Here is an 18,334-nt window from a genome sequence, read left to right on the forward strand (position 1 = left end):
GACAACGACACTCACTCGTGCATGGTTACGCTCACCTACCCGATCTCAAGAACCGGCAGGTGAAGTCCCCGTGAACACCGGCAGGGCCTCCAGGCCCCGCATGAGTCGCGTGCGACGCCACCGGAGCTCTTCAGCTGCTACGGCAAGACGCAGTCCAGGGAATCGGGTCAGGAGTGCCCGGAGGACGATCTCCGCCTCGGCCAGGGCGAGCGGCGCCCCCAGGCAACGGTGGATTCCATGGCCGAATGCCAGGTGTCCCCTGGCGTCGCGGTCGGCGTCGGGGAGATCGGGGACCGGGTATGGGGCGGGGTCGCGGTTGGCTGCGCCGGGCGAGATGAGAACGGGGACGCCGGCGGGGATTTCGGTCTCGCCGAGGGTGATCGGTCGGGTGCTGTAGCGGAAGGTGGCGATGCCGACCGGTGAGTCGTAACGAAGCAGTTCGTCCAGCATGTTGCTCCTCCGGCAGGATCCAGTCCGTGCGCGGTCGAGGAGTTCGGGATGCTGGAGGAGCGCGAGGACGGCGTTGCCGACGAAATTCGTGGTGGTCTCATGCCCGGCGACGAGCAGGAGAACAGCGAGGGAAACGAGCTCGTCCTCACCGAGCTGTTCGCCTTCGTCCCGGGTGGTGATGAGGTCGTTCAGGAGGCTGTCGTCCGGGGTGCGTCGCTTTGCCTCGATGAGATCGGCCATGTAGCCGGCCACAGCGTGGGAGGCTGCATCGATCCGCTGCGGCTGTCCGGCGGCGAAGAGATCGTTCGACCAGGTACGCACCCGTGCCCGATCGGCCTCGGGAACGCCGAGCAGCTGGCAGATCACCGTGACGGGGAGCGGGACGGCCAGTCCGGCGACGAGGTCGGCTTCGCCGTCCTTCGGCAGGCTGTCGAGGAGTTGGTCGACGGTGCGCTCGATATACGGGCGCAGGCGGGTGACCGCGCCGGTGGTGAAGGCTTTGGTCACCAGGCGGCGCAGCCGGGTGTGCTCGGGAGGGTCGGTGGCGAGCATGGTGTGAGCGACTGCGGGGTGGAGGTTGCGGCCGGAGGGGCGGCCGGCGAAGAACCGGGCGGTGTCCTTGGACAGGTCCGGATGCGTGAATGCCGCCTTCGCTTCGGCGTAGCCGGTCACAAGGTAGCCGGTCCTGCCGCCGGTTCCAGTAGTCACCTGCTGGACAGGTGCTGCTGCCCGGAGTTGGCCGTAGAAGGGGTAGGGGTTCTGGAAGAACTCCGGGCACGACAGCGGGTCGTTCATGGTGTGGGGACTGCTTCCTTTTCCTGGGCGGTCTCGGTGGTGGCGCGCACGACGTCGCTGTTGCCGTATCCCTGGGCGACGAGCAGCTGCCACTCTCTTCTCTCGGCCCTCATGTTGCCTTCTCGCTCGTCGGTGCCGCGTGCGGGCCGGGCGATGTCGCCGTTCGGTTTCAGGCCGCGGTGCTCGGCCCGGACAGCGTCTTTGAGGACGGCCGCGTCTTTGAAAACGGCCGCTTCCACCGCGACATTGCCACGGAGCGTGTCCGCTTCGCCGGAGTTGGTCGTGGTGAGCCGCTGCGTTCAGTCACCGCCGCCGATGATGTCGTCGCCGCCCCTCTCGCCGTCGGACCACCCGTCGGAAGCCGCACCCCATACCTGGCTACCCACCAGGTAAGTCAGCAATGAGTCAGCATCGGACCCGCCGGAACCCGCCGCGGACCGCCCCTGACCGCCAAGATCGCGCGATCACCCGGCAGCACCTCAGGCGCTTCACCTGACACCGAAGCCCATGGATGCAGACCTGCGCCCACTCCACGCATTGTCCGGGTCACACAAACGAACCACAGGGGCGGACGTTTCCGGGGCGAAGAAGGCGACAGACCCAAAGCCACCTCCAGCGCATACCCGGCCGCCTCCGAGCACCCGTGCGACGATGACCGGGCGACGCCCGGCTGCCCGAGGGGAAGATCTTCACCCCCTCCGACGTTGACGCCTCGCACAACTCTTCGACGCATGCGACAGGAGTGGAAGACCGTCATGCCCGACACCACCGCCACCGCCCAGATCGGCGTCACCGGACTCGCCGTCATGGGCAGCAACCTCGCCCGCAACTTCGCCCGCCACGGCCACACCGTCGCCGTCCACAACCGCACAACGGCCAAGACCCAGGCCCTCATTGACGAGCACGGCCACGAAGGGAACTTCGTCCCCGCCGAGAGCCCCGAGGCATTCGTCGCCGCCCTCGTCAAGCCCCGCCGCCTCATCATCATGGTCAAGGCCGGCGACCCCACCGACGCCGTCATCGACGAGTTCGCACCCCTCCTCGACGAGGGCGACATGATCATCGACGGCGGCAACGCCCACTTCCTCGACACCCGACGACGGGAGAAGGCACTCCGCGAGCGCGGCATCCACTTCGTCGGCACCGGGATCAGCGGCGGCGAGGAAGGCGCCCTCCACGGGCCCTCCATCATGCCCGGCGGATCGGAGGAGTCCTACAAGGCACTTGGGCCCCTGCTCGAATCGATCGCCGCCAAGGCGCCCGACGGAACGCCCTGTTGCACCCACATCGGCCCCGATGCCGCCGGGCACTTCGTCAAGATGGTGCACAACGGCATCGAGTACGCCGACATGCAGCTCATCGCCGAGGCGTACGACCTGCTGCGCACCGTCGCGGGCTACGAACCGGCGCGGATCGCCGAGGTGTTCCGGAGCTGGAACACCGGACGGCTCGACTCCTACCTCATCGAGATCACCGCCGAGGTGCTGGCGCACACCGATGCCGCGACCGGGCGGCCCTTCGTGGACGTGGTGGCGGACGCCGCCGAGCAGAAGGGGACCGGGCGGTGGACCGTGCAGACGGCGCTGGACCTGGGGGTTCCGGTGTCGGGGATCGGGGAGGCGGTGTTCGCCCGGTCGTTGTCGGGGAGCACGGGGCTGCGGGCGGCGGCGCGGGGGCTGCCGGGGCCGGAGGGGGCGGCGCTGTCGGGCGAGGAGGCCGAGGCGTTCGCGGCGCGGGTGGAGGAGGCGCTGTACGCGTCGAAGGTCGTCTCGTACGCCCAGGGCTGGAACATGATCGGCGCGGCGGGCGCGGAGTACGGCTGGGACATCGACCCGGGCGCGGTGGCGGGCATCTGGCGCGGCGGGTGCATCATCCGGGCCGCGTTCCTGGACCGCATCCGGGCCGCGTTCGCCGCCGACCCGGCGCTGCCGACGCTGCTGGCGGACAAGGGGTTCGCGGAGGAGGTGGGCCGGGCCCAGGAGCCCTGGCGCGAGGTGGTCGCGACCGCCGTGCGGCACGGCGTGCCGACGCCGGGGTTCTCGGCGGCCCTCGCCTACTACGACGGGCTGCGCGCCGAGCGGCTGCCCGCCGCCCTGACGCAGGGTCAGCGGGACTTCTTCGGGGCGCACACCTATCGGCGCACCGACCGGGAGGGGTCGTTCCACACGTTGTGGGGCGGCGACCGTTCCGAGGAACGTACGGACTGAGCCTCTTCCCGCAGGGCCGGTGCGGCGCACAATGGCCCGTATGTCGTATGAGCAGTCGTATGGGCAGGAGAAGCGGACCGACCCGCTGTGCCGGCTGTCACTCGCCGAACTGCGGCTCCGTACGAGCGCGAAGTGGCGCGTCCACCCGCCGGACGTGCTGCCCCTGTGGGTGGCCGAGATGGACGTGCCGCTCGCGGAGCCCGTGGCCCGGGCGCTGACCGAGGCGGTGGCGCTCGGGGACGCCGGATACGCGATGGGCACCGGGTACGCGGAGGCCGTGGCGGAGTTCGCGCGGCGGCGCTGGGGCTGGGACGGCGTGGCCGTGGAGCGTACGGCGGTGGTGGCGGACGTGATGACCGGCGCGACCGAGGTGCTGCGGCTGGTGACGGGGGACGGGGACGCGGTGGTGGTCAACTGCCCCGCGTATCCGCCCTTTTACGCGTTCGTGCGGAACGCGGGGCGCCGGGTCGTGGAGGCCCCGCTGGACGCGGCGGGGCGGCTGGACCTCGCCGCGCTGGAGGCGGTGTACGGGCGGGCCACGGCCGGCGGGCGGCGCGCGGCGCACCTGCTGTGCAGCCCGCAGAATCCGACGGGCGCGGTGCACACGCGCGCCGAACTGGCGGCGGTGGCCGCTCTGGCGGGGCGGTACGGGGTGCGGGTGGTGGCGGACGAGGTGCACGCGCCGCTCGTGCTGCCGGGTGCCGCGTTCGTGCCCTATCTGTCGGTGCCCGGCGCGGAGGACGCCTTCTCGCTGATGTCCGCGTCCAAGGGCTGGAATCTGTCGGGGGTCAAGGCGGCGCTGGCCGTCGCGGGCCCGGCGGCGGCCGGGGACCTGGCCCGGCTGCCGCCGGAGACGAGCCACGGCCCGAGCCACTTCGGGGTGATCGCCCACACGGCCGCGCTGCGGGAGGCCGGGGGCTGGCTCGACGAGGTGCTCGCGGGGCTGGACGCGAACCGGCGGCTGTTCGCGGACCTGTTGGCACGGCATCTGCCACGGGTGCGGTACCGGCAGCCGGAGGGCACATACCTGGCGTGGCTGGACTGCCGGGAGGCGGGGCTGGGCGAGGATCCGGCGGCCGTGTTCCTGGAGCACGGGCGGGTGGCGCTCGGCGCCGGGGCGAGGTTCGGCACGGGCGGCGCGGGACACGCCCGGCTGACCCTGGCGACGTCGCCGGAGGTGCTCACCGAGGCGGTGCGGCGGATGGCGGACGCGGCCCGGCGGTACACCGGCTGAGCCCGCGCCGCGGTTGCTCCACACGGAGCAGGCACTGATCTCCCGCCTCCGCGAATGGATACCTGTGGGCTGACGACCACAGGACATCCGAGGAGAGCAGTCATGGCCGAGGTCAAGCTGACCGCCGAGTCGCGCACCGAATTCGGCAAGGGCGCCGCCCGCCGCATCCGCCGGGAGAACAAGGTGCCCGGGGTCATCTACGGCCACGGGGCCGACCCCCAGCACATCGTCGTCGAGGGCCACGCCCTGATGATGGCCCTCAAGACGCCCAACGTGCTGCTGCGGCTGGACATCGACGGCAAGGGCGAACTGGCCATCCCCAAGGAGGTGCAGCGCGATCCGCTCAAGGGCCACCTCGTGCACGCGGACTTCCTGGCGGTGAAGCGGGGCGAGAAGGTCACCGTGGAGGTGCCGGTGCACACCGAGGGCGCGCTGGCCCCGGGCGGGAACCTGCTGGAGTACATCCTCAACGCGCTGCCGGTCGAGGCGGAGGCCACGCACATCCCGGAGGGCTTCACCGTCTCGATCGAGGGGCTGGAGGCCGGGCACACCGTACGGGCGGGGGACATCGGGCTGCCGCGCGGGGTGTCGCTGGCCGTCGAGGAGGACGCGGCCGTCCTGCAGGTCGTCGCCGCGCAGGCGGAGGAGGTCCCCGAGGAGGAGGAAGAGGCGGAGGAGGAGGCCGCGGAGGCGCCCGCCGCGGAGGGCGAGGCGCCGGCCTCCGAGGGCTGACGAGGCCGGGCCGGTCCGGACTCGGTTCCGGACCGGCCCGGACCGGCTCAGGCCGACAAGGGCTCGTGCCCGGCGTCGGCCTGAGCCGCGCAGGTCGCCGCCAGGTCGTCCATGGACAGGTCCAGGGCGACGGCCAGGGCCGCCACCGTGAAGAAGGCCGGTGTCGGCGCCCGGCCGGTCTCGATCTTGCGCAGGGTCTCCGCGGAGACTCCCGCCGCCGCGGCGACCTCCACCATGCTGCGCTCGCCGCGCGCCCGGCGGATCAGGGCGCCGAAGAGCTCGCCGCGCTGCCGTTCCCAGGGGGTCAGAGGGGTCCTCACCATGCCGCGATCCTAGCGCCTCGACGCCAATAACAATACCGTGATACTCATACCGGTATAAGAATTGGCCCCATCGATGGGGCCCTCGGCGAGGGGAGCGTCAGCCCATGGTGGAGATCAAGACCGACGGGGAGCTGGAGGCGATGCGCGAGGCCGGCCGCGTCGTGGCCCACGCCCTCGCGGCGGTGCGCGAGGCGGCCCGGATCGGTGTGAGCCTGCGGGAGCTGGACGAGGTGGCGCGCGGGGTGCTGGACGAGGCGGGGGCCTCGTCGCCGTTCCTCGGCTACCGCCCGTCCTTCGCCCCCACCCCGTTCCCCGGCGTGATCTGCGCCTCCGTCAACGACGCGGTGGTGCACGGCATCCCCGGCGGCCACCGGCTGCGCGACGGCGACCTCGTCAGCATCGACTGCGGGGCGCAGCTGGACGGCTGGACGGGAGACGCCGCGATCACCTTCGCCGTCGGCACCCCGCGGCCCGCCGACCTCGCGCTGGTGGACGCCACGCAGCGGGCCCTGGACGCGGGCATCGCCGCCGCCCTCGCCGGCAACCGGATGGGGGACATAGCGCACGCCATCGGCACGGTCGCGGACGCGGCCCGCTGCGGAATGCCGGCGGACTTCGGCGGCCACGGCATCGGCCGCACCATGCACGAGGACCCGCACGTGCCCAACCGCGGGCGCCCCGGCCGCGGTTTCCCGCTGCGCCACGGGCTGGTGCTCGCGATCGAGCCGATGCTGATGGCCGGCGGCCGCGACGCCTACCGCGCCGACGCGGACGGCTGGACCCTGCGCACCACCGACGGCAGCCGGGCCGCGCACATCGAGCACACCGTGGCGATCACGGACGACGGGCCCAGGATCCTCACCCTGCCGTGACGCCGTGACACTTCATCCAGTCGTGACACTTCATCCAGCCGTGACGCCTCGTCCCGTCGTGACGTCTCATCCCGTCGTGACGCCGCCGAACTCCCGCAGCGCATCCTGGACGATGGCCTCCAGACGCGCGTGGTGGGCGCCGCGCCAGTAGACGCGGTCGCAGGAGGTGCACTGGGCGAAGACGTCGTAGGTGTGGCGGGTGCCGTGCTCCAGCCGGTCGCCGACCGTGTCCTTGTCGGCGTCGTGGAGCTCCCCGTTGCAGGCGGTGCAGCGCGTCCACGGCGCGAGGACGGGGGCGAAGCGGCCCAGGACGTCGCGGAGTTGCTCGTCGGGCCTGTCGCTGTAGACGTAGGCGCCGGCCCACAGTTCACGCCGGCGCAGCAGGCCGCGGTCGCGGGAGAGCATCACCCGGCGTTCGGCCGCGGAGCGGGCCGCGAGGGCCGGGTCGCCGATGTCCTCGCTCTCGTAGGCGGCGTCGACGCCGAGCAGGCGCAGCCGGCGCGCCAGCGTCCCGAGGTGGACGTCGAGCAGGAAGCGCAGGGGCGCCCCGGGCACGCGCTGCGGCCGTTCGACGGGGCGCACCTCCACGGTCTCGCCCGCGACCGGGACATGGGAGACGGGCGCCTCTCGGCCGTCGACCAGCAGGCGGCCCACCTCGGTGAGCGGGATGCCGAGCGACTCCACCACGTGGCCGAGGGATGACGACCCGTCGGTCCGGACGGCCAGCCGCTCGCCCCGCCGTTCGGAGGGGATGAAGATCCGCAGTTCGGGGGCGGACGTCACGACGATCTCGGGTCGGTTCACCCGTTCAGCATGCCATGGGGCACCGGAGCGGGGTCCGTCACCCGTATGCCGGAGACGAACACAACCTTGCAAAGTTGCGCAATCACGCAACCGATGGGGCGGGCGACTCGTCAAACGGACCAGAGGACCGTACGACGATCGAAGGCACCCAGTCATGGCTGAACACCGGGCAACCGCCCCCGCGGCGCCCCGCATACGGGCGTCCCGCGCGCCCGCGCGCACCGGCACCCGCATCCGCGGCGGCGTTCCCACCGCCGTCGCCCTCCTGCTCCCGCCCGCGCTCGGGGCCTGCGCGGACGCCGCGCGGGGTGCCGGTCCCGGCTGGGGCGTCGCGGTGGGCGCGGTGGCCGGGGCGCTGTGGGCGACCCTCCTCGCGACGGCGCGCGGCGGGCTCGGCTGGGTCGTGCCGGCGCCCCCGCTGGTGGTGGCCGCGGCGACGGTGGCGACCTCGCTGCCGCCGGGCGACGGCCCCCTGGCCACCGAGGCGGTGCGCTGGGCGCTGGACGGCTTCCCCGTGATGGCGGCGGCCGAGGGCGCGGTGCTGGCCGTGCTCGCCGTCCACGGCGTCCGCGTCCTGCGGGGGCGGCGCACCGGCGGGAAGGACCTCCGTGACTGAGCCGCGACACCGCCGTCCCCGCCGGCGCAAGGAACGCCCCCCGATGCTGGTCCGGGCGGTGCGCTCGGCGGTCTGGGCCACCTCGGCTGTCGTGCTGATCGCCTCCGGCGCCACCTGGGCCGCGTACCGCACGATCACCGACGGCCTCACCACGTCCGACGCGCTCGACACCGCCCGCAAGCACGCGCCCAGACATCTGGACAGCTCGGTCAACCTGCTGCTGATCGGCCTGGATTCGCGCAAGGACATGGACGGCAACGACCTGCCCAAGGAGTTCGTCCAGGACCAACTGCACGCCGGTTCCAGCGAGATCGGCTACTACAACACCAACACCCTGATCCTGATGCACATCCCGGCCGACGGCGGCAAGGTCACCGCCTTCTCCGTGCCCCGGGACGACTATGTGGAGACCCTCTACGGCGACGGCACCTCCCAGGGGCATCACAAGATCAAGGAGGCGTACTCCTTCGGCTACACCAAGGCCCACGACAAGCTGTCCGCCGACGGCGTCAAGGGCCCCGAGCTCGAACACCGCAGCCGGGAGGCCGGCCGCGAGGCGACGCTGACCACCGTCCAGCGCTTCCTGGGCGTGCCGGTCGACCACTTCGCCGAGGTCAATCTGCTCGGCTTCTACGACATCGCCAAGGTGCTCCAGCCGATCGAGGTGTGCCTCAAGCACCCGGTGCGCGACCGCTACTCCGGCGCGGACTTCCCGGCCGGACCGCAGAAGCTGAACCCCAAACAGGCCCTGGCCTTCGTCCGCCAGCGGCACGGACTGGACGGCGGCGACCTCGACCGCACCCGCCGCCAGCAGGCGTTCATCGCCTCGGTCACCCACCGGCTGAAGTCGCAGGGCGTCTTCGACGACCTGGGCAAGCTGCGGGAGCTGTTCGACGTGGTGAAGAAGGACCTCGTCCTGGACAGTTCCTGGGACGTGCTGGACTTCGCCCGGCGGGCGCCCGATCTCACCGGGGGCCATGTGGAGTTCCGCACGCTGCCCATCACCAGGTTCGCGACGCGCGGCGGCGAGTCGGTGAACCTCGTCGACCCGGAGCAGATCCGGCGGACGGTCGCCTCGCTGACCACCGGAGGCGGCTCGCCGTCGCCGGGCGCGTCCCCTTCCGGTTCCGCCGACGCGAAGGGCGCGGCAGGGGAGAAGGGCACGGCGGGGGCGAAGGACACGGCGGGGGAGAAAACGAAGAAGCCCGCCCCGTCCGGGGTGCCGTCCTCCACCGCCCCCTCCCCCACCGCGGACGACGGATCCGACGCCACGGTGAAGGCCGGCGGCGTGCCCTGCGTCGACTGACGTGGTGACGGCCCGGTGTCGACCGACGCGGCGACGGCCCGGTACGGCACGCTGTGTACGGTCGGGGGAGCCCCCGGGCGGCGGCGGATCAGGCGGACAAGGCGGAGCAGGAGGAAGTACGTGAGGAACCAGCGCAGGACCGCATCGCGGCTCGCCGCGGCGGTCGCCCTGGCGGCCGTCGGTCTCACCGCATGCGGAAGCGGCGACTCCGGCGGTGCCGCGGACACCAAGGCGGACAGGAAGGCCGACCGGCCGGCGGCCTCCGGCACCGCGTCGCCGGGCGCGAGCACGGGGCCCGCCGACGGGTCGTCCCGCAACGACACCGCCCGCTTCGCGCCGCAGGCCGACCGCTACGCCCGCGAGGCCGGGGTGAGTCCGCGCCTGGTGATGGCGATCCTCTACAACGAGGCGTACAAGCCGCACGACCCCGAGTTCGAACGCTCCTGGCAGAAGATCAAGCCGGACTCCGCGTTCGGGATCGCCAACATGCACCGGGCCGCCTTCGACGAGACCAAACGGGGCCGTCCGTTCGCGGACCGCAGCTGGTTCGACCTCCCGGACGACCCCGCCCTGGCCGTCCGGGCCGCGGCCTGGTACCTGCACGACCTCGACCGGCAGCTGCCGAAGCAGCTGCCCGACGGGTACACCCGGGACGAGCTGCTCGCCCTCGGCTACAACACCGGCGCGGGCAACATGGCGGCCTTCGCCCGCGGCGCCCGCCCCGGTCCGCAGGCCAGGACCTACCTCAACACCCTGCGCGGGAACTGGGACAAGGCCGCGGAGGCGCTCAAGCGCTGATCCGGTCCCCCTCCGCCCATGACCCCCGGCCGCCCTCCGGCGTTGCTCAGGGTGCGCCCGCCCGCCGGGCCCCCGCCGCCGAGAGGGAGTACGCCAGGATGCGCCGACGTCCGCCCCCGTCCCGCCCCGATCCGGACGGTACGAATCCGTCCGCCGGAATCCCGTCCCCGCGCCCGTCCGCGGACGACGGCAGCCTCTGGTCCTATCTGCGCGGCGGGGCGCTCCGCCGCGAGGAGGCCCGGCACGGCTTCGAGTGGGCCACCCCGCACCACAAGCGCCTCTCCAAGGCCCACCCCACCGACTGGCTCACCAATCACGGCACCACCGGCGGCACCCTGCGCGTCAACCTCACCTGGAGCATGCACACCGGTCCCGTAGGGGACCGCCGCCCGGGCCTGCTGCGCGCGCTGTTCTCCCCGCTGGGCTCGTCCGTCCAGATGCACGGCCCGGCCGTGGTCTCCGTCGACCTCGACCTGGCCTGCCTCTACGAACTGACCGACGGCACCAAGGGCGTCGTCCAGCCGCTGGGCGACTTCCACGGGGACCTCTACCGCCCGCCGTACATCTCGCTCAGCGGCGACAGCCGGTTCGGCGGGCCGACGGGCGAGACGCTCTTCATCAACCTGGACAAGCGGGACGAGTTCCGCAGGATGCTGGTCTTCGTCTACAACGTGGACCGCACCCCGGTCTTCGGCCGGATCGACAGCGTCCTGACCTTCTACCTGCCCGACGGCCACCAGTTCGCCGTCGAGCTCAAGGAGCGGATGCCACAGGCCCGTTCGTGCGCCGTGGCGCTCATCGAGAACCGGCACGGACACCTGACGGTGCGCCGCGAGGCGACGTACGTGTACGGCTACCAGTCGGACCTGGACCGGCTGTACGGGTGGGGGATGCGCTGGGCGCGGGGGCACAAGCGGCCATGACGGCCCGTCGGTCACCGGTACGTGTCCGACGCGTGAACTCCTCGGCGGAGGTGGGCCGGACGCCCGGGTAGCGGCCGTTGTCCAGCGTCAGGGCGTTTGCCTCGCGGGTAAGGACCCTCACACCCACCGCTCCCGGCCCACCGGGGATGATGCCCCTGGGACCTGACGCGACATCGACAGCAAGGAGCGAAACATGTCCTTCCACGACGTGGAGATCGACGCCCTCACGGGCGGGCCGGCGAACCTCGCGCAGTACCGGGGCAAGGCCGTCCTGGTCGTCAACGTGGCCTCGCGGTGCGGGCTGACGCCGCAGTACGCGGCGCTGGAGAAGCTGCACGGGCAGTACGCGGGGCGCGGTTTCAGCGTGCTGGGCGTGCCGTGCAACCAGTTCATGGGCCAGGAGCCCGGGACGGCCGAGGAGATCGCCGCGTTCTGCTCGGCGACCTACGGCGTCACCTTCCCCATGACGGAGAAGACCGACGTCAACGGCGAGCACCGGCACCCGCTGTACGCCGGGCTCGTCGGCACGGCGGACGCCGAGGGGCACACCGGTGACATCCGCTGGAACTTCGAGAAGTTCCTGATCGCGCCGGACGGGACGGTCGTGGCCCGGTTCGGTCCGCGCGTCGAGCCCGACGCACCCGAGGTCGTCTCGGCGGTCGAGGCCGCGCTGCCCGCCTGACGCGGCGCGCGCGTACGGGGGTGGGGGCGGGGCCGGGTGCCCCGCCCTCAGTCTTTTCCGGAGTCCTTTCCGGCCTCGGCCCGTCTCCGCTCCCGCAGGGCCCGTACGCGGCCCCGGCTCGCGCACGCCGGTGACGGGCACCAGCGGCGCCGTCCGGTCGGGTTGGCGAAGACGCCCCGGCAGTCGTGTTCGGGGCAGACGGCGAGCGACTGCCGTTCGGCGCCGGTGAGGTGGTCGACCGCCTGCCGGACGATGCGGGCCAGGGCGGCGCCCGTGGTGGGCGGCGGTTCGCGCAGCAGCCGGCCGGCGGCGGTGAGCCGGACCGGGTCGGACTGCGCGTCGAGGAAGCGCGCGACGTCCGCGGCGGCCCGGGGCGGCGGCGGTTCCCCGCCGGCCACGGCCAGGGCGAGGGTGCGCAGCGTCTCGCGCAGGGCCCTGACCTGCCGCAGGTCGTCCTCGTCGGGCGGCCGGACGGGTGTCATCTCGCTGCGGTCCAGCCACTCGGCCAGGCGCTCGGGCGTGGCGATGCGTTCGACCGGGCGCGCGCCGAACGCGCTGCCGCGGGTCGCGAGGAGGTTGAGCCAGGTCGCGCCGCAGTCGAGGCGGAAGGCGAGGCGTTCGTCGTCACCCATGATCGGCATCGTAACGCCTCATGCGTTACATTGAGCGCGGCGTAACGGCTCAGGCGTTACGAATCGAGAAGGGGGAACGCCGCAATGGATCTGCGGAAAGTACGGTTCGACCGCGCCGAGGGGTGCCGGCCACTGCGGGTCGCTGCGGAGGCGCTCGCATGAGCCCCGCCGTACGGACCGTGCTCGGCGACGTCCCCGCCGCGGAGTTGGGCGCCGTCGACGCCCATGACCACCTCTTCCTGCGCAGCCCCGCGCTCCCCGGGGAGGAGCTCGACGATCCGCGGGCCGCGGAGGCCGAGTTGACGGCCTTCCGGGAGGCGGGCGGCGGGACGGTCGTGCAGTGGACGCCGCGCGGGATGGGGCGGCGGCTCGCGGACGCCGCCGCCGTCTCCCGGGCGACCGGCGTCCACGTCGTCGCCGCGACGGGCCTGCACCAGGCGCTCCACTACCAACCCGCCCTCCTGGAGCGGGACATGGACCGACTGGCCGAGCTCTTCGTCGCGGACCTGACCACCGCCCCGGTCCGCGCGGGGCTCGTCAAGGTCGCCGGTGGATTCCACGGCCTCGACGCACACGCCCGGCGCACGATGGCCGCGGCGGCGGAGGCGCACTGTGCGACCGGGGCGCCGGTCGCGGTCCATCTGGAGCTGGGCACAGCGGCGTTGGACGTGCTGGAGCTGCTCTGCGGCGGGCTCGGGATGCCCCCGGCATCGGTCGTCCTCGGCCACCTCGGACGGTCGCCCGACGTCCGTGTCCAGCTGGAGGCCGCGCGGGCGGGCGCGTACCTCGCCTTCGACGGGCCGTCGCGGCGCCATCACGCCACGGACTGGCGGCTGTTCGACCAGCTGGCGGCGCTGGTGGAGGCGGGCCACGCGGGGCGGATCCTGATCGGCGGGGACACGACGACGGCGGGTGCGCGCCGGGAAGGGCCCGGGATGCGCTTCCTGCTGCGGGGGCTGCGGCCGCGGCTGGAGCGGGAGTTCGGGGCGGAGGTGGGCAGGACGGTGTTCGTGGAGAATCCGGGGCGGGCGTTCGGGTGGGTGCAGGGCCCCCTCGCCCCGGGCGGGTAGGGCTCCGGGGCAGGGCTTTGGGGTACGGCGGCGCGGCTCACCGCCGGTGTCGGCCGGGGCGCACACCCGCGCGGCGCGAGCCCTGCCGGCGCCCCGGCACAGCGGGGCGGGCAGCGCCGCGGTGCGGCTGCGCGTCTCGCCGGAGGCCGTCTGGATCGCGGTGCGCGACGACGGGCGGGGCGGCGCTACGGAGGGGGCCGGCAGCGGGCTGTCCGGCATCCGGCGGCGCGTCGCGGCGTTCGACGGCCACACCGAGCTGTCCAGTCCGCCCGGCGGACCGACCCTTCTTCGAGTGGAGCTGCCGTGCGGATCCTGATCGCCGAGGACAACGCCCTTCTGCGGGAGGGGCTTTCGCTCCTGCTGACCAGTGCGGGGCACGAGGTCTGCGCCGCCGTCGAGGAGGGCGACGCGCTGCTGCCGGCGCTGCTGGAGCACCGCCCGGACGTCTCCGTCCTGGACGTACGGCTGCCGCCGGGGTTCCGGGACGAGGGGCTGCGGGCGGCGGTGGCGGCCCGGGAGCGGATCCCGGAGCTTCCGGTGCTGATGCTGTCGCAGTACGTGGAGCAGGCGTACGCGTCCCGGCTGCTCGCCCGCAGCGCGAGCGGGGTGGGATATCTGCTCAAGGACCGGGTCGGCCGGGTGGAGGAGTTCCTCGACGCGCTGGAGCGGGTGGCCGCGGGCGGGACGGCGCTGGATCCCGAGGTGGTCTCGCAGCTGATGGTGCGCGGCACCCGCAACGACCCGTTGGCCGGCTTGAGTTCGCGCGAGCGCGAGGTGCTCGCGCTGATGGCCGAGGGGCACGGGAACGCGGCCATCGGGCGGCTGCTGTTCATCGCGGAGACCTCGGTGAACAAGCACATCGGCAACATCTTCGGCAAGCTCGGTCTGCCCGCGGCGGACGGCGGGCACCGGCGCGTACGGGCCGTGCTGGCCCACCTCCGGTCGGGTGGCGGCGCCTGAGGGTGCAGAAAACTGCACCCGGGGCGGGCAGTCCACGCCCGTTACACGGCCCGGGGCCCTGCCTAGGGTCGGTGGTGGCGGACGGCCCCGCGGCCTCCGTCACCGACCCGTACGGACGGAAGGACGACGCCCATGCCCCAGCGCCCCGACTGGACCCCGCCGAAGGAACGCCCGCTGTGGCCGTGGGTGCTGCTGGTGGTGATCGCCGTGGGGGTCGCCGTCAATGTCTCCCTGACGGTCTGACGGCCTGACGGCCTGACAGACCGCTCGCCGGACGGCCTGGCGGGCCGGACGACCCGTTCGGCGCAGCCGGGCTTGCGGGGCCCGATGCGGGGTCCGTCGGGCCGGAGTTCACGGGCGGGGCCCGGAATCGGCGGGACGGCGGCTGACGATTCGTCGACATTTCGAGCCGACGGGGCGTCAGTTGACGTTCCGTCCGCCGCCGCCCTCCGATTGCGGGCCGCGCGGACCGGCCGCAGGGTGGCGTCAAGATCCCCTCTCGCAAGGAGCATCCGATGGACGCACCACGCCGGACCGGCCTTCTCCTCACCGCCGCCGTCTGCGGCTCGCTCGCCCTGAGCGCCGTCCCGGCCGCCGCCGACGCCCCACCCGCGGCCCCCGTACCCGCGCCGGCCGCCCGGCCGCTGTTCGGACCGGTGCGGGCCACCGCCCCCGACGAGCTGCGCCGGGTCTCCGCCGACGCCGTGCGGGCGCTCGACCACGACGCCACCGGCCAGCGGGCCGCCGAGGCGGTCGTCGCCTGCGACTCCCTGGCCCGGCCCACCCCCGCCCAGGGCATGGTCTGCGGCGCGGTCCGCGAGCGGCTCGGCGTCCTGGCCGGCGCCCGGTCCGAGCTCCAGCAGCAGGCCACGTCCCCCGCGCCGGACGGGGCGAAGGTCGACTGCGCGATGGGCGACGCCCGGCGGGCCCGGTCGGAGCTGGACCCGTACGACGACGACCCCGACTCGTACCGCGAGTCCGACCGGCGCCACGAGTCCGACTCGTACCACGAGCGCGAGTCCGGCTGGCACCACCACGACTCGGACCCGCGCCACGAGTCCGGGTGGCACCACCACGACTCCGGTCCGCGCCACGACTCCGGCTGGGACCGCGATTCGTACCACGACTCCGCCGGCGCCAACGGCGGTCTGCTGGGCCTGCTGGGCAGGCTGGGGAGCATGACGATCGACGGCGCCGGGAAGGAGATCTCGCGGCTGGCCAAGCTGTTCGGCATCCCCGCCCCCGGGCGCTGAGCCGCCGAGGTGCCGAGCCGCCCCATACCCCCGATCGCCCGAAAAGCACACCGCCATATGGCCGGAGCGGTGGCGTCCCAGGGGCCGCCGGGCCGGGGCCCGGTGCATTGTTCAGCTCCTCGGGGGGCGCGACCGGCGCCCCCCGGCCGGGCCCGCGTCGCCGCGGCGGCGCGGGCCGACGACGAACGGAGCAGCGAAAGATGCGTATGCGACACCGGGTCACGACGGCACTGGCGGTCCTCTCCCTGGTCTCGGCGTCGGCGGGAACGGCGCTGGCCACCGACTCCCGTGACGACTCCTTCCTGGAGACGGTGCACCAGGGGAACATGGCCGAGATCGCCGCGGGCGGCGACGCCCAGAAGAACGCCGTGTCCCCGTGCGTGCGCGAGACCGGCAGGGTTCTCGTCCGCGACCACACGGAGCTCGACAAGGGGGTCAGGGAACTGGGCGGCAAACTGGACGTGGCCCTGCCGCGGAAGGTCAGCGACGAGCAGGACAAGACCCTCAAGGAGCTGCGGAAGAAGGCCCACACCCCCGCCTACGACAACCTCTGGCTCCGCAACCAGGACACCGCGCACGTCCTGACGCTGGACCTGCTGAAGGACGAGGCGGTCAACGGCAGGGAGGCGGACGTCCGGGACACGGCCCGGAAGGCGCAGCCCGTCGTCGCCAAACACCTGGACCTGATCCGCGACTGCATGATGCGGTCCGCGGACCGCCCGGCCGCCCCGGACCGGCACTCCTCACCGGGGCACCACAGCAGCACCGCGCATCACAGCGTCCCGGCGCGCACCCAGGCCCTGCCGGTCCGCCGCCCCTGACGGGGAGTCCGCTCCCCTCGGTTCAGTCCACGCACGTGATGCCCCCCATCCGCACCGACCGGCCCTGGAAGGCGTCGGACGTCCCCCGGGAGTCCCCGCCGGGGGCGGCGGCCGGGTGGGGGGACGGGGTCCCGCCGGGCCCGGGCGCCCGGAAGCCGGACCCCAGGGTGACGACCACCCGCCGGGCGGGGACGGCGGAGCTCCGGGTCGCGTCCACCCCCAGCCGGGCGGCGATCTGCCGGGCCGCGGCCGCCGCCCCGCGGCCGTGCACCACGCTCGTCCCGCCCCCGCCGGGGGCGTTGGCGATGTGCCCCGGGGCGTAGCCGAGGGCGGACAGGGCCCGGGACTCGGCCGCGGCGGCGCCGTGGACGCCGGAGGCGTTGTGCACGTCGACGATGGTCGAGGAGGCGTCGGCGGGGACGGGGGGCGGTGTGCTCGGCGGCGCGGCGGGGGGCACGGACCGGCCGGGACCCGGGTGGCCCCCGTCGTCGGTGCGGCCCGCGCGGCCGATCATCTCCTGCACGAGGCTCCTGACCCTGACCGGGTCGACGAGGTTGACCGCCTCCCCCTTGCGGGTGGCGAAACCGGCGATGGGCAGGGTGTGGAACTCGGCGTTGCCGCCGGTGAGGTTGGGGGCCTGGCGGGCGAAGTCGAGCAGGTCCCACCGGTCGTCGAGGACGACGTCCTTCTTGACGACGTCGAGCAGTCCCTCCAGTTTGTCGAAGTCCCTCCAGGCGCCCTGGGTGGCGAGCTTGTGCCCGACCGAGGCCAGGAAAGCCTGCTGACGGTGCGTCCGGTCGAGGTCGCCGCCCTCCAGGCCGTGTCGCTGGCGGACGAACGCCAGGGCCTGCCGGGCGTCCAGCTCCTGCTGTCCGGCGGGGAAGTCCGCACCGGAGAAGCGGTCGTGGACGGCCTGCCGCAGACAGACCGGGACCGGCTGGACGACCTTGGCGATGTCGTAGAAGCCCAGCAGGTTGACCTCGGCGAAGTGGTCGATGGACACCCCGAGGAAGTCCTGCACCGTGGCCAGCGTGGCCTCGCGGCCGGCCTCCCGGCTGCGGTGCTCCAGCTCGGCGCCCTTGAGCCCCTGGGCGGCCAGCCGGTCCTGGGCCTCGGCCTTCGCGATCCCGTACGCCTCCTTGATCTTGTGCTCGCCGCGGCCGCCCGCGACCTGGACGTAGTCGTCGCGCGGGATGGAGAACGCGGTGACCTTCCCGCCGTCCGCCGGGATGTGCATCAGGATCAGGGTGTTGGTGTTGTAGCCGCCGATGCCGCTCGATCCGGCGTGCAGTTCCTGCTGGACGAACTCCTTCGGCAGGTCGTCGCCGTTCATGTCCTTGCGGCTGTCCAGACCGATCAGCAGCAGGTTGACCGAGTCGTCGGGCTTCCTGGGCGCGCCCCTGCGCAGGGCCTCCAGGGCCCGTGAGGTGGTCAGGCCCTTGGTCAGCCAGTGGCCGGCCAGCCAGCCGGTCCCGGCGACGGCCAGGATCACCGCCGAGGAGAGGCAGACCGCGATCCGGGCGAAGTGGCCCGGACTGTGCCGGGGTGCGTCCGCCCGGACCGCGGCGGGCTTCCCCGTGGAGTCCCTGGCGGGACTCCTGGCGGAACTCCTGACGGAGCCCTTGGCCGAGCCTTTGACGGAGCTCTTGACGGGGCTCCTGGCGGCACCCTTCGTGGTGCCCCGCTGTCCGTCCCTGCCGCGGGGGTCGCGCATCGCCCGCCCTTCCTGCCTTGCCCGTTCCCGGCGGGCGTGCCCCGAGGACACCTCCCCCACCGGAGGCCTCAACGAGCCATGGCGGGGTGCGGTGACGGGGACGGGACGAGATGCGTCACGGCCGGGGACGATCCGGCAGGTG

20 protein-coding genes are annotated in these 18,334 nt (G+C 73.4%); 14 read left to right on the forward strand and 6 right to left on the reverse strand.

Translation table 11 applies throughout. The features are described 5' to 3' along the window. Window positions 1–45 precede the first annotated feature (45 nt). Window positions 46–1,245 (reverse strand): cytochrome P450, encoded by a 1,200-nt coding sequence (locus tag AB8735_RS05820; protein WP_372405772.1) that lies wholly within the window; start codon window positions 1,243–1,245, stop codon window positions 46–48. Further along, on the reverse strand, window positions 1,242–1,484 hold the full coding sequence (locus AB8735_RS05825) for a hypothetical protein (RefSeq protein WP_344022849.1): 243 nt from the start codon (window positions 1,482–1,484) through the stop codon (window positions 1,242–1,244). Before AB8735_RS05825 ends, AB8735_RS05820 begins: the two co-directional genes overlap by 4 nt. Window positions 1,485–1,976: 492 nt before the next feature. Between AB8735_RS05825 and gndA the strand changes: the two genes are divergently transcribed. The 3 genes from gndA (at window position 1,977) to AB8735_RS05840 (ending at window position 5,418) form a co-directional block, all read left to right on the forward strand. After that, window positions 1,977–3,452: an NADP-dependent phosphogluconate dehydrogenase gene (gene gndA / locus AB8735_RS05830; RefSeq protein ID WP_372405775.1), complete on the forward strand. Its 1,476-nt coding sequence runs from the start codon at window positions 1,977–1,979 to the stop codon at window positions 3,450–3,452. 31 nt (window positions 3,453–3,483) lie between these two features. Further along, the gene (locus tag AB8735_RS05835) at window positions 3,484–4,686 is read left to right on the forward strand and encodes a MalY/PatB family protein (RefSeq protein WP_372405777.1); all 1,203 of its coding nucleotides are present in this window, start codon (window positions 3,484–3,486) and stop codon (window positions 4,684–4,686) included. Between the two features lie 102 nt (window positions 4,687–4,788). Next, window positions 4,789–5,418 carry a 50S ribosomal protein L25/general stress protein Ctc gene (locus AB8735_RS05840; RefSeq protein ID WP_344022843.1) on the forward strand — a complete coding sequence of 210 codons (630 nt, stop codon included), beginning with the start codon at window positions 4,789–4,791 and terminating at the stop codon, window positions 5,416–5,418. 47 nt (window positions 5,419–5,465) lie between these two features. Here AB8735_RS05840 and AB8735_RS05845 read toward each other — a convergent pair whose 3' ends face one another. Continuing rightward, entirely contained in the window at window positions 5,466–5,741 is a 276-nt protein-coding gene (locus tag AB8735_RS05845) for a helix-turn-helix transcriptional regulator (protein WP_344022841.1), read from the reverse strand. A gap of 104 nt (window positions 5,742–5,845) precedes the next feature. On the opposite strand from AB8735_RS05845, the gene map reads away from it, so the two are divergent. After that, window positions 5,846–6,613 (forward strand): type I methionyl aminopeptidase, encoded by a 768-nt coding sequence (gene map / locus AB8735_RS05850; RefSeq protein ID WP_372405778.1) that lies wholly within the window; start codon window positions 5,846–5,848, stop codon window positions 6,611–6,613. Window positions 6,614–6,679: 66 nt separating this feature from the next. On the opposite strand, the gene AB8735_RS05855 is transcribed toward map, so the two are convergent. Then, window positions 6,680–7,417 carry a Mut7-C RNAse domain-containing protein gene (locus AB8735_RS05855; RefSeq protein WP_372405779.1) on the reverse strand — a complete coding sequence of 246 codons (738 nt, stop codon included), beginning with the start codon at window positions 7,415–7,417 and terminating at the stop codon, window positions 6,680–6,682. Window positions 7,418–7,571: 154 nt separating this feature from the next. Here AB8735_RS05855 and AB8735_RS05860 point away from each other — a divergent pair, with 154 nt between their 5' ends. From AB8735_RS05860 to AB8735_RS05880, 5 genes are all read left to right on the forward strand, one after another. After that, a complete protein-coding gene (locus AB8735_RS05860; RefSeq protein WP_372405782.1) occupies window positions 7,572–8,033 on the forward strand; it encodes a hypothetical protein in 462 nt (153 codons plus the stop codon). Further along, entirely contained in the window at window positions 8,026–9,339 is a 1,314-nt protein-coding gene (locus AB8735_RS05865; protein ID WP_372405785.1) for an LCP family protein, read from the forward strand. Before AB8735_RS05860 ends, AB8735_RS05865 begins: the two co-directional genes overlap by 8 nt. 120 nt (window positions 9,340–9,459) lie before the next feature. Next, on the forward strand, window positions 9,460–10,137 hold the full coding sequence (locus tag AB8735_RS05870) for a transglycosylase SLT domain-containing protein (protein WP_344022830.1): 678 nt from the start codon (window positions 9,460–9,462) through the stop codon (window positions 10,135–10,137). A 98-nt stretch (window positions 10,138–10,235) separates the two neighbouring features. Beyond that, window positions 10,236–11,060 (forward strand): Tellurium resistance, encoded by an 825-nt coding sequence (locus AB8735_RS05875; protein WP_344022828.1) that lies wholly within the window; start codon window positions 10,236–10,238, stop codon window positions 11,058–11,060. A gap of 193 nt (window positions 11,061–11,253) precedes the next feature. Further along, window positions 11,254–11,742: a glutathione peroxidase gene (locus AB8735_RS05880; protein ID WP_344022827.1), complete on the forward strand. Its 489-nt coding sequence runs from the start codon at window positions 11,254–11,256 to the stop codon at window positions 11,740–11,742. A 47-nt stretch (window positions 11,743–11,789) separates the two neighbouring features. On the opposite strand, the gene AB8735_RS05885 is transcribed toward AB8735_RS05880, so the two are convergent. Continuing rightward, window positions 11,790–12,374: an ABATE domain-containing protein gene (locus AB8735_RS05885; protein ID WP_372405788.1), complete on the reverse strand. Its 585-nt coding sequence runs from the start codon at window positions 12,372–12,374 to the stop codon at window positions 11,790–11,792. Between the two features lie 158 nt (window positions 12,375–12,532). On the opposite strand from AB8735_RS05885, the gene AB8735_RS05890 reads away from it, so the two are divergent. From AB8735_RS05890 to AB8735_RS05910, 5 genes are all read left to right on the forward strand, one after another. Beyond that, window positions 12,533–13,444 carry a phosphotriesterase gene (locus tag AB8735_RS05890; RefSeq protein WP_372405791.1) on the forward strand — a complete coding sequence of 304 codons (912 nt, stop codon included), beginning with the start codon at window positions 12,533–12,535 and terminating at the stop codon, window positions 13,442–13,444. Between the two features lie 46 nt (window positions 13,445–13,490). After that, window positions 13,491–13,760 carry a sensor histidine kinase gene (locus tag AB8735_RS05895; RefSeq protein ID WP_372405793.1) on the forward strand — a complete coding sequence of 90 codons (270 nt, stop codon included), beginning with the start codon at window positions 13,491–13,493 and terminating at the stop codon, window positions 13,758–13,760. Next, window positions 13,748–14,404, forward strand: coding sequence for a response regulator (locus AB8735_RS05900; RefSeq protein ID WP_372405795.1), 657 nt, complete (start codon window positions 13,748–13,750; stop codon window positions 14,402–14,404). Before AB8735_RS05895 ends, AB8735_RS05900 begins: the two co-directional genes overlap by 13 nt. A 515-nt stretch (window positions 14,405–14,919) precedes the next feature. Next, window positions 14,920–15,657, forward strand: a complete 738-nt coding sequence (locus tag AB8735_RS05905) for a hypothetical protein (RefSeq protein ID WP_372405797.1) — start codon at window positions 14,920–14,922, stop codon at window positions 15,655–15,657. A gap of 200 nt (window positions 15,658–15,857) precedes the next feature. Continuing rightward, the gene (locus AB8735_RS05910; protein ID WP_344022811.1) at window positions 15,858–16,478 is read left to right on the forward strand and encodes a DUF4142 domain-containing protein; all 621 of its coding nucleotides are present in this window, start codon (window positions 15,858–15,860) and stop codon (window positions 16,476–16,478) included. Window positions 16,479–16,500: 22 nt separating this feature from the next. Here the strand turns inward: AB8735_RS05910 and AB8735_RS05915 are convergent, their stop codons facing one another. Continuing rightward, window positions 16,501–18,192, reverse strand: a complete 1,692-nt coding sequence (locus AB8735_RS05915; protein WP_372405800.1) for an LCP family protein — start codon at window positions 18,190–18,192, stop codon at window positions 16,501–16,503. Window positions 18,193–18,334: the final 142 nt, after the last annotated feature.

Source organism: Streptomyces luteireticuli (assembly GCF_041519305.1).
GTDB classification, from domain to species: Bacteria; Actinomycetota; Actinomycetes; order Streptomycetales; family Streptomycetaceae; genus Streptomyces; species Streptomyces luteireticuli.